This is a genomic window from Bacteroidota bacterium, assembly GCA_036522515.1.
GTDB lineage: Bacteria > Bacteroidota > Ignavibacteria > UBA10030 > SZUA-254 > VBOC01.
Genome location: DATDFQ010000015.1, coordinates 233,787 through 250,092, shown reverse-complemented (window position 1 = coordinate 250,092; position 16,306 = coordinate 233,787). Strand labels below are relative to the sequence as shown.

Genomic DNA, 16,306 nt, shown 5'->3' with positions numbered 1-16,306 from the left:
CGTCTTCCACCGGGAAGCAGTTTCACCACCAAATTTCTTTTCCATCGCGGGACGGCGACAATTATTTTTCGATCTCTATCTCGCCATCGTACCCTCCGGTTCACCGGAGAATCCTTGCGACATGATAGTCGCCGCAAGATTTCGCGCTATCTCAGTTCGAGTTCTTGTTCTACCCAATTGGGAGATCTCGACCCTCTAATCCGTCTTTCATCCTTTTGGAGTATTGATTTGAATCACTGCACAGTTGTATCTTGATTTGTTTCTTTTCCGGGCTCAGTCAGGTCGAATTCGTTTCCACTTTTCTCTTATCATCACAACACTAAAGGGGCATAGTCACATGAACTCACCTTCTACTTTTTTCGCGCGGCTCAAGGGACTCGTTTCCTTGCGCATGCTTTGTTGCGCGATGGCCGTCTGCACGCTCGTCTTCACAGGCGGAGCATTCGCGCAGACGCCTCCTGCCGGTACTCCCGGAAGCGCGGCGAACGTCGAGATCGACGCGAACTTCTTTTCGGGCGTCACCTTCACGGGCGCAACGTTCCTCTCCGGCAACGACTGGTCGCAGGGACCGACCGGAAGCGCACTGCTGCTTCAGTCCGGAGGAGTGTCTGTTCTCGGATTAAACAACGCCACGAACAGCCTCTGGTTCCGCGATCCGAACTGGGGCACGGGGAACGACGGGACGCAGTACACCGGCGGCGAAAAGAACGATCAGGCGATCGATTCGGCGAGCACCCACTGGGGCGTGGTCGACTCGACCTTCGGCGGCGGAAGCCCTCAGAAGAACGACATCACCAACTGCTACATCAGCACGCAGGTGGACGGCGCGACGGGCCACCGTTGGGTGGTCGCGGGCTTTGAGACACGCGCCACCAACGGTGTGAGCTTTGCAGGACTTGAGCTGGACCAGAAGGGCATGTTCGTCGACCGGCGCGTTCCGGGAAGCAATAAGATCACCGGACGCGCATCGGGCACGGGAGCGATCGGCGGCCGCATCGCAGGCGTCGTCGACACGCTCGGCCACCTCGTTGGCGGCGATATTCTGTTGATCGTCGATTACACCAACGGCGGAACGCGGCCTGTGGTCAGCGTCCGCGAGTGGAGCACCACCAGCGGCGGATCGTGGGTACTGATCGCCGATTCACTCACCGCGGGCAAGGGATTTGTGACGACGAACGTCGCCAACATTCCCGCGGTTGCGCCGGGACAGGGCGTCTCGCCGCAGGGCAATCTCACCGACACGACGATCGCTCTTCAGTTCGTCGAATTTGGCCTCGATCTCACGGGATTAAACCTGTTGCCGATCGATCCCTGCAACCCGCTGGCGACGGCGCTCTTCCAGACGCGCTCTTCAGCTTCATTCACAAGCTCTTTGATGGATTTTGCATTGGGCGGGTTTGCAGTCATTCCTCCGCCGAGAGCGAACGCGGGACCCGATCAGTCTGTTTGCCAGACGACCGATCCCACGACATTCACGCTCGCGGGGAGCGCGCAGAACGGCACGCCGTTGTGGTCTGTATTGAGTGGACGGGTTGCAATTGCCGACCCGACTTCGCTCACGACGACGATCACCGATACGGGAACGGGAACAGCGGTTCTTCTTTTGACGGTGACGAGCGACCAGGGCTGCGGCCAGGCGCTCGACACGGTGGTGTTCAACGTAAATCCCAATCCCACAGTTTCGGTGAATAGCCCCGAAGCGTGCGCAGGGACTTCCGCAACACTCACTGCGACGCCCTCAGGCGGAACCGGCTCCAAGACATTCTCATGGAGCACCGGCGCGACGACCTCCACGATCAGCACCGGCACGGCCGGGACCTACAGCGTGACCGTGACGGACACCAAGGGCTGCACGGGCTCAGGCTCCGGCACTTTGACCGTCAATCCGAACCCGACCGTCTCGATCGCAGCCGTCGAAGTTTGCGCGAGCACGCTTCCTGCAACATTGACCGCGACGCCTGCGGGCGGAACCGGCGCGAAGACGTTCGCATGGAGCACCGGCGCGACGACCTCGACCATCAGCACGAGCACCGCGGGAACCTACTCGGTAACGGTAACGGATACCAAGGGCTGCACGGGCTCGGGCTCGGGCACGCTTACGGTCGATCCGAACCCGACGGTTTCGGTGAATAATTCAGCCACCTGCCAGGGCGGGGCCGCTTTACTGACGGCGACACCCTCGGGTGGCACAGGCGCGAAGACATTTTCATGGAGCACAGGCGCCACGACCTCCACCATCAGCACGAGCACCGCGGGCACCTATAGCGTGACCGTGACCGATACGAAGGGCTGCACGGGATCGGGTTCCGGGACCGTAACGGTAAATCCGGGACTCACTGTCGATGTCACGAATCCGGAAGTCTGCGCGAGCACGTTGCCTGCGACTCTGACCGCGACGCCGAACGGCGGCACTCCGAATTTCACGTACTCCTGGAGCACCGGCGCGACGACCTCGACCATCAGCACGAGCACGGCCGGCACCTACAGCGTGACGGTGACCGATTCGAAGGGATGCTCGGGCACAGGCTCAGGCACTCTGACGGTCAATCCCAATCCGACTGTCTCGATCGCGAACGTCGAAGTTTGCGCAAGCACATTGCCTGCGACACTCACGGCGACACCGGCGGGCGGAACGGGCGCCGCGACCTTTGCATGGAGCACGGGTGCGACGACCTCGACGATCAGCACGAGCACGGCGGGAACGTATAGCGTCACGGTAACGGACACGAAGGGTTGCACCGGCTCAGGCTCGGGGGCCCTGACGGTCGATCCGAATCCGACGGTCTCGGTTGGAGACGTCGAACAGTGCGCGAGCGCGCTTCCGGCGACCTTGACTGCGACGCCGGCCGGCGGAACGGGCGCCAAGACATTTGCCTGGAGCACTGGCGCGACGACCTCCACCATCAGCACGAGCATTGCGGGCACCTATAGCGTGACGGTAACGGACACGAAGGGCTGCACGGGCTCAGGCTCTGGGACCTTAACGGTCGATCCGAACCCGACGGTCTCGATCGCAAACGTCGAAGTCTGCGCGAGCACATTACCTGCGACACTCACGGCCACACCGGCCGGAGGGACAGGCGCCGCGACCTTTGCATGGAGCACGGGTGCGACGACCTCGACGATCAGCACGAGCACCGCCGGAACCTATAGCGTAACGGTCACGGATACCAAGGGCTGCACGGGCTCAGGCTCAGGCACACTCACGGTCGATCCCAATCCGACCGTCTCGATCGCCAACGTCGAAGTCTGCGCAAGCACATTGCCTGCGACACTGACCGCGACACCGGCAGGCGGCACCGGCGCGAAGACGTTCTCCTGGAGCACAGGCGCGACGACTTCCACCATCAGCACGAGCACGGCTGGTACGTACAGCGTGACCGTGACAGATACGAAAGGCTGCACGGGCTCCGGCTCCGGCACTCTGACTGTCGATCCGAATCCGACGGTCTCGGTCGCCAACGTGGAAATCTGCTTCAGCGGGCTTCCGGCGACGCTGACCGCGACACCTTCGGGTGGCACGGGCGCGAAGACGTTCGCATGGAGCACAGGCGCGACGACCTCGACAATCAGCACGAGCACTGCGGGGACCTATAGCGTAACCGTAACGGACACAAAGGGTTGCACGGGCTCCGGCGAAGGCACGCTGACGGTCAACCCGAATCCGACCGTCTCAATCGCAAACGTCGAAGTCTGCGCAAGCACGTTGCCCGCGACACTGACGGCGACGCCGGCCGGCGGGACGGGCGCCGCGACCTTTGCATGGAGCACAGGCGCGACGACCTCGACGATCAGCACGAGCACTGCCGGCACCTATAGCGTGACGGTCACGGATACGAAGGGCTGCACGGGCTCCGGCGAGGGAACTCTCACGGTTGATCCGAACCCGACGGTCTCGATCGCAAACGTGGAAGTCTGCGCAAGCACGCTTCCTGCGACGCTGACGGCGACGCCCTCGGGCGGAACCGGCGCAAAGACGTTCGCATGGAGCACAGGCGCGACCACCTCGACCATCAGCACGAGCACTGCCGGAACGTACAGCGTGACCGTGACTGATACGAAGGGCTGCACGGGCTCAGGCTCAGGCACACTCACGGTCGATCCGAATCCGACCGTCTCGATCGCAAACGTCGAAGTCTGCGCGAGTGCGCTGCCGACCACGCTGACGGCGACGCCGTCCGGCGGAACCGGCGCAAAGAGCTTCGCATGGAGCACAGGCGCGACCACATCGACGATCAGCACGAGCACCGCCGGCACCTACAGCGTCACGGTGACCGACACGAAGGGCTGCACCGGCTCCGGCACAGGCACGCTGACAGTCAATCCGAATCTCAATGTTTCAGTGAACAGCACAGAAGTCTGCAGCGGCGTCTCCGCCACACTGACGGCAACCGTCAGCGGCGGAACTCCTGCATATTCCTATTCGTGGAGCACGGGCGCCACGACCTCGACGATCAGCGTCAACACGGCGGGGACGTATAGCGTGACGGCCACCGACACCAAGGGCTGCACGGGCTCCGGCACGGGCACGCTCACGGTGAATCCGAACCCGACGGTCTCGATTGCAAACGTCGAAGTCTGCGCAAGCACGCTGCCTGCGACGCTGACGGCCACACCGGCCGGCGGCACAGGCGCGGAGTCGTTCGCCTGGAGCACCGGCGCGACGACCTCGACGATCAGCACGAGCACAGCCGGCACCTACAGCGTGACTGTAACCGATACGAAGGGCTGCACGGGCTCCGGCGAGGGCACGTTGACCGTCGATCCGAATCCGACGGTTTCGATTGCAAACGTCGAAGTTTGCGCAAGCACGCTTCCGGCCACGCTTACGGCCACACCGGCCGGCGGCACGGGCGCGAAGTCGTTCGCCTGGAGCACGGGAGCGACGACCTCGACGATCAGCACGAGCACCGCGGGCACCTATAGCGTAACCGTAACGGATACAAAGGGTTGCACGGGTTCCGGCGAGGGCACCCTGACGGTCAATCCCAATCCGACCGTCTCCATCGCAGCCGTTGAAGTCTGCGCAAGCACGCTTCCTGCAACGCTGACGGCCACACCGGCCGGCGGCACCGGCGCGAAGAGCTTCGCATGGAGCACGGGCGCGACGACTTCGACCATCAGCACGAGCACTGCCGGCACGTATAGCGTGACGGTGACGGACACGAAGGGCTGCACGGGCTCCGGCGAAGGCACTCTGACGGTCGATCCGAATCCGACTGTCTCGATTGCCAACGTGGAAGTTTGCGCCAGCACGCTGCCAGCGACACTGACCGCAACACCGGCCGGCGGAACAGGCGCCGCGACCTTTGCATGGAGCACAGGCGCGACGACCTCGACCATCAGCACGAGCACTGCGGGCACCTACAGCGTAACGGTGACGGATACGAAGGGCTGCACGGGCTCCGGCTCGGGCACGCTCACGGTCGATCCGAATCCGACCGTCTCCATCGCAGCCGTTGAAGTCTGCGCAAGCACGCTTCCTGCCACGCTGACGGCCACGCCGGCCGGCGGCACGGGCGCAAAGACGTTCGCGTGGAGCACGGGCGCGACGACTTCCACGATCAGCACGAGCACTGCCGGCACCTATAGCGTGACGGTAACCGATACGAAGGGCTGCACGGGCTCGGGCGAGGGCACTCTCACGGTCGATCCGAATCCGACAGTTTCGGTCGGTAACGTGGAAGTCTGCGCAAGCACGCTTCCCGCGACGTTAACCGCGACGCCTTCCGGTGGGACAGGCGCAGTCACCTTTGCTTGGAGCACGGGTGCGACGACCTCGACCATCAGCACGAGCACTGCCGGAACGTATAGCGTAACGGTGACGGACACGAAGGGCTGCACGGGCTCCGGCTCGGGTACGCTCTCCGTCGATCCGAATCCGACTGTGACTGTTGCGAATGTCGAAGCCTGCGCAAGCGCTCTGCCTGCCACCCTGACCGCCACTCCGGCGGGCGGGACCGGCGCCAAGACCTTCGCGTGGAGCACCGGCGCGACGACTTCGACGATCAGCACGAGCACTGCGGGCACGTACAGCGTGACGGTGACCGACACCAAGGGCTGCACAGGCTCAGGCTCGGGCACGCTCACGGTCGATCCGAATCCGACCGTTTCGGTCAATAGCGTTGAAGCCTGCGCAAGCATTCTCCCTGTCTGCCTTACAGCCACACCATCTGGTGGAACTGGGGCTGTGACATTTGTGTGGAGTACAGGCGCGACAACGTCCTCGCTTTGCGGCAGCACTGCTGGAACCTACAGCGTGACCGTAACGGACAGCAAGGGCTGCACGGGCTCCGGCTCGGGCACTCTGACGGTCAATCCGAATCCGACGGTATCTGTTAACGACGCGCTGATCTGTCCGGGCGATTCTGCGACGATGACGGCGACGCCCTCGGGCGGCACCGGCGCTTCGACCTTCTCCTGGAGCACCGGCGCGACGACCTCGACGATCAGGGTCAGCTCTGCCGGAAGCTACAGCGTCACGGTGACGGATACGAAGGGTTGCACGGGCTCCGGCTCGGGCACGCTGACGTTGAAGACGACCTGCGGCGGGCATATCTTCCCGACACAGACGACCTGCTCCGACTTCACCAGCGGCACAGCGCAGCGGCTCAACGCCCTCTGCTACAAACCGGCGAGCGGGGTTGTCGGCACGGCGACACCGGGCGTCTTCTTCTACTGGACGAGGGTGACGGCTCCGAGCGCCAGCTTCTGCGTCGATATCGTACAGACGAAGGCATGCAGCAGCTTCAAGTACGCCCGGATTCAGCAGGGCAACCAGATCTACCTCTATACCGACGGCTGCGCGAAGCTGCGTCAGGGAAGCGAAATCACGCCGGGTCAGGGACGCGTCTGCATCACGGGCGCGACGCCGGGTGCGAGCTACATCATCTCGGTGAAGTACGACGTCAAATCGATCCAGGGCGGCACCTACAGCGGTGCTCCTCCGACGTGCCAGTACAACTTCATCTCGAAGGTCGGCGGCTCGTTCGACGGTCTATCCGCCGACAGCATCTCGGCGGTTCCGGGTTGTGCCGCGGGTCCGGTGGTTGGAACTTCGGGCCTCCGTGACGCTTCGGAGATGAGCGCCGGAACACCGGTTGAGTACGCTCTCCATTCGAACTATCCGAATCCGTTCAACCCGACCACGCAGATCAAGTTCGATCTGCCGGAAGCCAGCACCGTCAGGTTGAGCGTGTTCAATATCCTCGGGCAGGAAGTCGCCACCCTGGTGGATGGAATGATGGAAGCGGGTTACCAGTCGGTCGAGTGGAACACGGCGAATCATGCGGGCGATGCGCTGCCGTCGGGAATCTACATGTACCGGCTGCAGGCGACCTCCACGACGAGCGGGAAAGAGTTCCACGACGTGATGAAGATGGTCCTGATGAAGTAATCTTTGTCAGGCATGAGGAATACATGGGGTGAGTCTGTCCGGCTCACCCCATTTTTATGTGACAGGTTGAGAATTTCCATTTTTTCGAAAATTCTGATTATATTATAGCCCCACAACAGAGGACGACACCCATGCGGACAGCTATCATACTCTGGATGAGTTCTTTGATGACCCTCTCTACGATGGTCGGCCAGGTGAACACCTGGGAAACCCAGTTTCCCGGCTCGACGGAAACGCTCCACGGCATTACATTCGTGAACGCGACCACCGGCTGGGCGGTCGGCGACGAGGGGACGATCCTGAAATCGACGTCCGCCGGGATTAACTGGGCTCCTCAGATCAGCGGAACGAGCGAGCCGCTCGAAAGCGTCTTCTTCATCGATTCGCTTCGCGGGTGGATCACGGGGGGATGCGACGGATGCGGCGGAGGCATCATATTGAAAACGACCGACGGCGGCGCGAACTGGGCGATCAAAGACACCGGCAGGATCCTTTCCTCCGTTCAGTTCGTCTCCCCGACCCTGGGCTGGGCGGTCGGGTTCAACGGCCTGATTTTGAATACGACCGACGCGGGGGAGAGCTGGAACACCCAGGAATCCGGCGTGATCTCGTGCCTGGAATCCGTTTCCTTCGTCGATGCGTCGACCGGCTGGGCGAGCGGACTTCTTCCCGGTGCAATCGTGAAGACGACCGACGGCGGCGCCACCTGGACGCCTCAAACCAACGGTGTTGACGGGAACGAGGATATCGATGCCGTCCGCTTTGTAGACCATCAAACCGGCTGGTACGTGGGGTACGGGTTCGATACGGCGGCGGTGGGAGTCATCAAGAAATCGACCGACGGCGGGGTCTCCTGGATCCCCCAATCGAGCAACGCGAGCGTGGCGCTCCTCGGTCTGGGATTCCTCAGCCCGACGACCGGCTGGGTGGTCGGCTCGGCGGGCACGCTCCTGAAGACCACGAACGGCGGCAGCGTCTGGGCGCCGGAATCGTCCGGCGCGTTCCTGGAGCTCGACGACATCACTGTCCGTCCCGGAGAGGGGGCATGGATATCGGGCGGAGGAGGGAATGTCATCAGGAATAATTTCGGGCCGCTCCTTCTCAGGCGCGGGCTCGCGGTCAACGATTTGTGGAACCTGGTCTCGGTGCCGCTCGCGGGCGTCAACGGCACCAAGAGCCTCCTCTTCCCGACGGCGGTAACCCCGGCCTTTTATTATGTCGCCGGCTCGGGTTACCTTCTCGCGGACAGCCTGTCTCTCGGGCGGGGATACTGGGAGAAGTTCTCGGGGGCGCAGACCGTCAATGTCGCCGGTACTTCCGTCGACAGCCTGACCATCAACCTGACTCCGCCCTGGAATCTCATCGGGGCGATCAGCAGGGAAATCGCCGTGGGCAGCCTCGTCCAGAATCCGCCGGGATCCATCCAGTCTGTCTTCGGCTACAACGGATCGTATTTTGCGGCGACCACACTCAAACCCGGACAGGGCTACTGGATGCGGGTCGGACAGAATTGCACCGTCACCCTCCGGTCGACGGCCGATCCGAACACTCCGAGGGCGATGCTCACCGACGTCTCGCGCCTGAGAACCGACGAGCTCCCGCCTCCGGCGCCGGGCGAGGTTCGTGCGCCGGGTTCCGTCCGGAATCTCCCCACCGAATATGCCCTGGGCCAGAACTATCCCAACCCGTTCAACCCTGCGACGAAGATCTCGTTCGACCTGCCGGAGGAGAGCATGGTCGATCTGACGATCACCAACACGCTCGGGCAGACGGTCGCGGTCCTTCTGCACGGGACGGTTGCCGCCGGATATCAATCGGTGGAGTGGAAGGGCTCGGACGGCTTCGGAACGCCGCTCCCCTCCGGGGTCTACCTCTACAGGATTCGCGCCGCGTCTCGATCGACGGCGAGGGAATTTTCGCAGGTGAAAAAACTGATCCTCATGAAGTAGCATCCAGATCCCGCTTTCTTCACGAGGGGAGCCTTCCGGCTCCCCTCGCCGTTCATGAGCTGCCTCGGGCCTGGTCGTTTCGCGACCGATGATTCGGGCTCGGTAGGCGCAGGCTTTAGCCTGCGTTAGACCGTACGCGACCTGAAGGTCGCGCCTACCGATTCCTCGGGCTCGGTAGCCTGCGGAAGGACCCGCCGTGTTGACTGCGGCCATCCACTTTCGTATCTTGGCTCCCATGTATAAAGGAAAAAAGGTCGTGGTTGTCATGCCCGCGTACAATGCCGCGAAAACGCTGCGCAAAACGTACGACGAGGTGATGGAGCAGGGGGTCGTCGATCTGGTGATCGTCGTGGACGACGGGAGCAGGGACGAGACCGCGGCGATCGCAAAGACGCTCGACCGGGTCCGGGTGCACGCGCACGCCGTCAACCTCGGTTACGGGGGGAACCAGAAAACGTGCTACCGGCTCGCCCTGGAGGAAGGGGGGGAGATCGTGATCATGGTTCATCCCGACTACCAGTACACCCCGAAGCTCATCCCCGCCATGGTGTCTATCATCGGGAACGACCTCTATCCCTGCGTCCTGGGCTCAAGGATCCTCGGGGGGTACGCCCTCAAAGGGAAGATGCCCGTCTGGAAATATGTCGCAAACCGCTTCCTCACGCTCGCGGAGAACATGCTCACCGGGGCGAAGCTCTCCGAATACCACACCGGGTTCAGGGCCTTCTCCCGAGACCTTCTGGAGCAGCTTCCGCTGGAGAATAATTCGAACGATTTCGTCTTCGACAACGAGATGCTCGTGCAGATTCTCTGGCTGGGGCACACGATCGCCGAGGTGACCTGTCCGACAAAATATTTCACCGAGGCTTCTTCGATCAACCTTTCGAGGAGCATCAAGTACGGTTTCGGATGCCTCTCGACCGCGATGGCATTCCGCCTCGCGAAAATGAACCTCGTCCGGTCGCGGCTCTTCCCCGCCAGAAGTGAGTAAGAAGCCCGGCCCCCAAAAGGTCGTTCCCGGGGCGGGGCGAACCCTCTTCCTGCTTCCGGCGGCCGCCCTCGCGGCGCTCGCGTTTCTTCTCTACGCAAACAGCATTCAAAACGGGTATGTCCTGGATGACGGCATCGTCATCACGAAGGACACCTTCACGCAGCAGGGGATCAAGGGGATCCCCGACATCCTCACCACCGACGCGTTCACCGGTTTCTTCGGAAAAAACAAGGACCTGGTTTCGGGGGGGAGATACCGTCCGCTCTCGATCGTCACGTTCGCGATCGAGCAGGAGTTCTTCGGAGGCAACCCCCACATCAGCCATTTCCTCAATATTCTTCTCTACGCGCTTACGGGCGTCCTGATGTTCGTGGTCCTGAGCAGGCTGTTGAAGACCTCCCGGGCGGACGCCTGGTGGATGACCGTCCCCTTTCTCGCATCGGCGTTCTTCATCGCGCATCCCGTCCACACCGAAGTGGTCTCCAACATCAAGGGAAGGGACGAGATCCTCTGTCTCCTGTTCTGCCTGCTGGCGCTCTACCTGCTACTCGAGTTCGTCGCGACAAGGAGAACTCTCTACGCCGCGCTCACGCCACTGGCGTTCTTTCTCGCGCTGATCTCGAAGGAGAACGCGATCACCTATCTCGCCGTGATCCCGCTCGCACTGTTCTGTTTCACGAACTCCTCTCCGAAGAAGCTGGCGCTCTGGATGGCTCCGCTGGCGGTCATCGCGGTCGTCTTTCTCGCCCTCAGGTCGCATTTTGCGGGGGGCGCCGAGTCGGGCGACATCACGGAGGTTCTCAACAACGCGTTCGTCTATGCCGGCACGTCACAGAAATTTGCGACGATTTCCTCCATCCTGGGAAGGTATCTCCTGCTCCTCCTGTTTCCGCATCCGTTGAGCCACGATTATTATTACAACCAGATCCCGATCATCGGGTGGGACAGCCCCGCCGCGATCATCCCGCTTCTTGTCTATCTGGCGCTCGGGATCTACGCGCTCGCCGCTCTTTCAAAGAAGCGGCTCCCCGCGTTCGTGATCCTCTATTACCTGGCGACGCTTTCGGTCGTCTCCAACATCTTTCTTCCGGTCGGCACGACCATGTCGGAACGCTTCCTCTATCTCCCTTCGGTCGGTTTCTGCCTGTTCCTCGGCTGGCTGCTCGTGCAGCTCTCCCGCCGGATTCCGGCCGCCAACGCCAGGACCGTTCTGGCGGCGGCCGCCGTGGCGATACTCGGGGCGTACGGGTTCAAGACCGTGGACCGCAACCCCGCGTGGAAGGACAATTTTACGCTTTTTGCGACCGACGTCTCCGCCTCTCCCAACAGCGCGAAGGTCCATAACGCGCTCGGGGGGGAGTTGCTGCGGCTCTCGGCCGATGAAACGGACCCCGCCAAAAAACGCAAGATGGTCGATGAGTCGCTTCTGCATCTGAAACGGGCGGTCGAGATCCATCCCACCTACTCGGAACCGTGGTTCAGCATGGGGAATATCTACTACCAGCGCGACACGAACGACCGGGAGGCGATCGGGTGTTACGAAAAGGCGATCGCCGCCCGGCAGGGTTACAGCGACGCGTATAAGAACCTCGCGGTGGTCTATCTCCATTCAAAGCAGTATGAAAAAGCGCTCGAGACGCTCCGGAGACTCGCGACGGTGGATCCCGGAAACGACGACGCGTATTACCAGATGGGGTTGATCCACCAGAATACCGGCAGGATCGACTCCGCCATCGCCGATCTGAAGAGCGCGATTGCGGCGAATCCCTCCGGCGCTCAGGCGTACACGCAGCTGGGGATGATCTACGGAAAAGAGAAGCAAGAGTTCGACACCGCGATCGTCTACCTGCAAAAGGCGGTGGCAGTCGACCCGGGCAACCTCGACGGGTACAACAATCTCGGAACAGCGTACGCCCTGAAGGGAGATTTCGACGCCGCCATCGGCGTGTTCCGGAAGGCCCTCGACGTCGATCCGAGAAGCACACGAGTCTACCAGAACCTCGGTCTTGCGTACCAGTCGAAGGGGGAGAAGGCCGAAGCCCAGCGCTGCTTCGACAAAGTCCGGGAACTCTCCGCCCGTGGCGGGGGTTAAATGAAACCCAATCAAGATCCCGTCCCAAAACGCGCCGGGATGACGAGAAAAAAAGATGGCGCGAGCGGTCACTGAGGCACATGCCACGAAAAGATAAAAACAAGAGGGGGACATCTCCGGCGGAGCCGCTCAAGCGGCGGCTTCTCCTGCTCGGCATTGTGCTCGGGTTAACCATCCTCTCGTTCGCGCCCGCGTTGACCGACGGTTTCACGAACTGGGACGATCCAGGCTATGTCCTCGAGAACCTCAGCATCAGGGATCTCTCCGGAAGCGGGGTTAAGACCATCTTCTCTTCCTACGTGGAGGGAAATTACCATCCCCTGACGATGCTTTCGCTCGCGGTCGAATACCACTTCTTCCAGCTCAACCCGGCCGTCTACCACGTGACGAACGTACTCCTTCACCTGCTGAATACGGCGCTCGTCTTCTGGTTCATCATGCTCCTCACCGGGCGGCTGGAGACCGCCACCATTACGGCCCTGCTCTTCGGGATCCACCCGCTCCACGTGGAGTCGGTGGCCTGGATTTCCGAGCGGAAGGACGTCCTCTTTTCATTCTTCTACCTGGGGGCTCTTGTCGCCTATGTTCTCTCGCTGCGCCCGCAGGGGGATCGCAGGCGGTATCTGGCCGTCGCGCTGATCCTCTTCGTCCTCTCCCTCTTCTCGAAAGGGATGGCCGTCACGCTTCCCGCCGTCTTCCTTCTCGTCGATTACTATCTCGGGAAGGGAATCACCGTCAAGACGATCGCGGAGAAGTGGCCTTTCCTCGTCCTGTCGATTGCGTTCGGCGTCGTCGCCGTTTTCGCCCAGCAGGCGAAGGGTGCAATCCAGGATATCACGCTCTTCCCGCTCTATGAGCGCGTGCTGTTCGCCTGTTACGGGGCGGTCGAGTACCTGGTGAAACTGGTCCTGCCTCCGCCGCTTTCCGCGTTCTATCCCTATCCTCTCAGGGCGGGGGGGCAACTGCCGCTGATCTATTACGCCTCGCCCGTCGTGTTGCTTCTCGGAGGGGCGATCGTCTGGAAATCGATACGGCATACCCGGGACGTCGCGTTCGGAGTGCTGTTCTATTTTGCCACGCTGGTCCTCGTTCTCCAGCTTCTCCCGGTCGGCAGCGCGATCATCGCGGACCGCTACACCTATCTCCCCTACATCGGCATCTTTTTCCTCATCGGGCAGGGGTACTACGCCGTCGCGCGGGGCCAGGCGGAGAGGTTTCGGCGTTTGAAACCGGTCCTGATGATGCTCCTTCTCGGATATGCCGGCTGGCTCTTTTTCCTGACGCGGGAGAGGTGCGAAGTGTGGAAAGACAATCTGACCCTCTGGACCGATGTCCTCAAAAATTATCCCATGGTCCCGGTGGCGTATAACAACAGGGCGCTGACCTATAAGAGCGCGGGGAGCTTCGACCTTGCGATGGCCGATTACAATAAAGCCCTCGAAATAAAGCCGGACGACACCGAAGCGTTCAGTAACAGGGGAAACATCTATCTGATGACGGGGCGGTACGATCTCGCCCTCGCCGACCTGAACAAGGCGCTCGCCGTAAAGCGCGACCTGCCGGTCACGCTCAACAGCAGGGGCGCCGTCTATTTTAACCTGGCGAAGTACGATGAGGCGCTCGCAGACTTTAACAGGGCGATCGAACTCCAGCCCGATTATCCCGAAGCCTATTTGAATCGCGGGAACGCACTCAGCGTGAAGAAGGAGTATGCCTCCGCCATCCGCGATTATGACGAGTATCTCCGTTTCGAAACCCGCCAGCCGAACCCCTATTACTGGAGGGGCCTCGCCAGGGCGAATACCGGCGATGCGGAGGGAGCCCTGAGCGATTTCGACGCGTGCCTCGCGCTGAATCCAAAGTTTCCGGCAGCTTACTATGAGCGGTCGCGGGCCTATCACTCCCGCGGGGATTATCAAAGCGCGCTCCGCGACGCCGCCACCGCGGGATCGCTCGGTTTCAAAGTGGACGAAGCATACCTCGCGGAACTCAAGGCCGGACATGCCCAGAAATAACGCCCGGAACCGGTAGGATGAAGAAACAGAAACAGAAGCAGAAACATGAGCAGGCGGCAGGGGCGATCTCCCCGGGGCGATTGAATCTCGCGGTATGCCTCTTTCTCGTCGTGTCATCTCTCGCGGTCTTCTGGCAGGTCAGGGGCCACGAGTTCCTCACCTACGACGACCCGGATTATGTGACGAGGAATCCCCATATCCGGGACGGGATCAGCCCCCAGGCTGTCCTCTGGGCGCTGACAAGCGGATATGCCGCGAACTGGCATCCCCTGACGTGGATTTCGCACATGATCGACGTCCAGCTCTACGGGATGGACCCCGGCGGGCATCATCTCACAAGCGTGTGGATTCATGCGGCGAGCGCGCTCCTCCTGTTCCTGACGCTCAGGCGGATGACGCGCCGGTTGTGGCCCAGCGCGTTTGTGGCGGCCCTGTTCGCGCTTCACCCGCTCCATGCGGAATCGGTTTCCTGGATCGCCGAGAGGAAGGATGTGCTCTCGGGCTTCTTCTGGATCCTCACAATGTGGTGTTACGCAGCTTACGCCGAGAAGCGGAGCACCGGAACCTACCTCGCACTCCTCCTGTCGTTCGCGGTCGGGCTGATGGCGAAGCAGATGCTCGTTACGCTCCCGTTCGTCTTGCTCCTTCTCGATTATTGGCCGCTGAACCGGCTGAGGCTTCCGGGCGACCCCGCGGGGGCGGCGAAAGAGCCCCAGGCGCGCGAGGGTACGGGCGGCGGATCCTCCACCGGGAGAGTCATTCGTGAAAAAATCCCTCTCATTGCGCTCACCGTCATCTCGAGCGTCGCGATCTACCTCGTTCAACAGGGCGGGGGAGCGATGTCGACGCGGGATCTTCTGCCGCTCGGAGCGCGCGTTTCAAATGCCATCGTGTCGTATGTGGTGTATATCGAAAAGACGCTTTGGCCCTCGGGTCTCGCGATCTTTTATCCCCACCCCGGAAGCACACTGACCCTCTGGACAACCGGGGTTTCGGCGCTCATCCTCCTCCTTGTGACGGGTTTTGTCCTGCTCAAGGGGCGGCGCTATCCCTACCTCCCCGTGGGTTGGTTCTGGTATCTCGGGACGCTCGTCCCGGTCATCGGACTCGTGCAGGTGGGGATACAGGCGAGGGCCGACCGGTACACCTATCTGCCTATTATTGGCCTCTTCATCATGATCGCATGGGGGCTTCCCGACCTCCTCAGCGGCTGGCGCAACAGGAAGGAACTGCTCGCGGGAGGGGTATTGGTCGCCCTCGCTTCGTGCATCTACCTCACGGCCACTCAGACGGCCTACTGGAAAGACAACAGCTCGGTCTTTGGGCATGCCGTCGAGGTCGTTGAGAATAATTTCCTGGCCCACAACGACCTTGGGAGCGCGCTCGAAAAAAAGGGAGAAATCGATGCCGCGATCGCCCATTACAGGGAGGCGATCCGGCTGAAACCCGACTTCGTTCTCGCGCAGAGCAACCTCGGTGCGGCGCTCGGCCGCCAGGGAAAATTCGACGAAGCGATTTCCCATTTGCAGGAGGCGATCCGCCTCAAGCCCGACCATGCGGATGCCCACAACAACCTGGGGATCGTCTATGCCATACAGGGAAAGGACTCGGACGCGGCGAGGGAGTTCTCGGAGGCCGTGCGGATCGACCCTGACCAGGCCGATGCGCATTTTAATCTCGGCGTTCTCCTCGCGCGGCAGGGGAGGCTCGATGAGGCCATTACGCACTATGAGAGAGCATTGGAAATCAATCCCTCCCAGGAAAACGCCCGAAACGCCCTCTCCGAGGCGCGGGCTCTACAGACCAAGAAGAGGTAGGCGCGACCTGCCAGACCGAACAAACGCAGGCTAAAGCCTGCGCCTA

6 protein-coding genes are annotated in these 16,306 nt (G+C 61.7%); all 6 read left to right on the top strand.

Features of this window, described 5'->3' with window-relative positions:
• The first annotated feature begins 337 nt into the window (after window positions 1–337).
• Window positions 338–7,396, top strand: a complete 7,059-nt coding sequence (locus tag VI215_02550) for a T9SS type A sorting domain-containing protein (protein HEY6191185.1) — start codon at window positions 338–340, stop codon at window positions 7,394–7,396.
• A 167-nt stretch (window positions 7,397–7,563) separates the two neighbouring features.
• Entirely contained in the window at window positions 7,564–9,345 is a 1,782-nt protein-coding gene (locus VI215_02545) for a YCF48-related protein (GenBank protein ID HEY6191184.1), read from the top strand.
• 235 nt (window positions 9,346–9,580) lie between these two features.
• Window positions 9,581–10,336 (top strand): glycosyltransferase family 2 protein, encoded by a 756-nt coding sequence (locus VI215_02540; GenBank protein HEY6191183.1) that lies wholly within the window; start codon window positions 9,581–9,583, stop codon window positions 10,334–10,336.
• A complete protein-coding gene (locus tag VI215_02535; GenBank protein HEY6191182.1) occupies window positions 10,329–12,428 on the top strand; it encodes a tetratricopeptide repeat protein in 2,100 nt (699 codons plus the stop codon). The genes VI215_02540 and VI215_02535 overlap by 8 nt, the downstream gene beginning before the upstream one ends.
• Window positions 12,429–12,508: 80 nt before the next feature.
• Window positions 12,509–14,443, top strand: a complete 1,935-nt coding sequence (locus VI215_02530; protein HEY6191181.1) for a tetratricopeptide repeat protein — start codon at window positions 12,509–12,511, stop codon at window positions 14,441–14,443.
• Window positions 14,444–14,460: 17 nt separating this feature from the next.
• Window positions 14,461–16,260 carry a tetratricopeptide repeat protein gene (locus VI215_02525; GenBank protein HEY6191180.1) on the top strand — a complete coding sequence of 600 codons (1,800 nt, stop codon included), beginning with the start codon at window positions 14,461–14,463 and terminating at the stop codon, window positions 16,258–16,260.
• Window positions 16,261–16,306 lie beyond the last annotated feature (46 nt).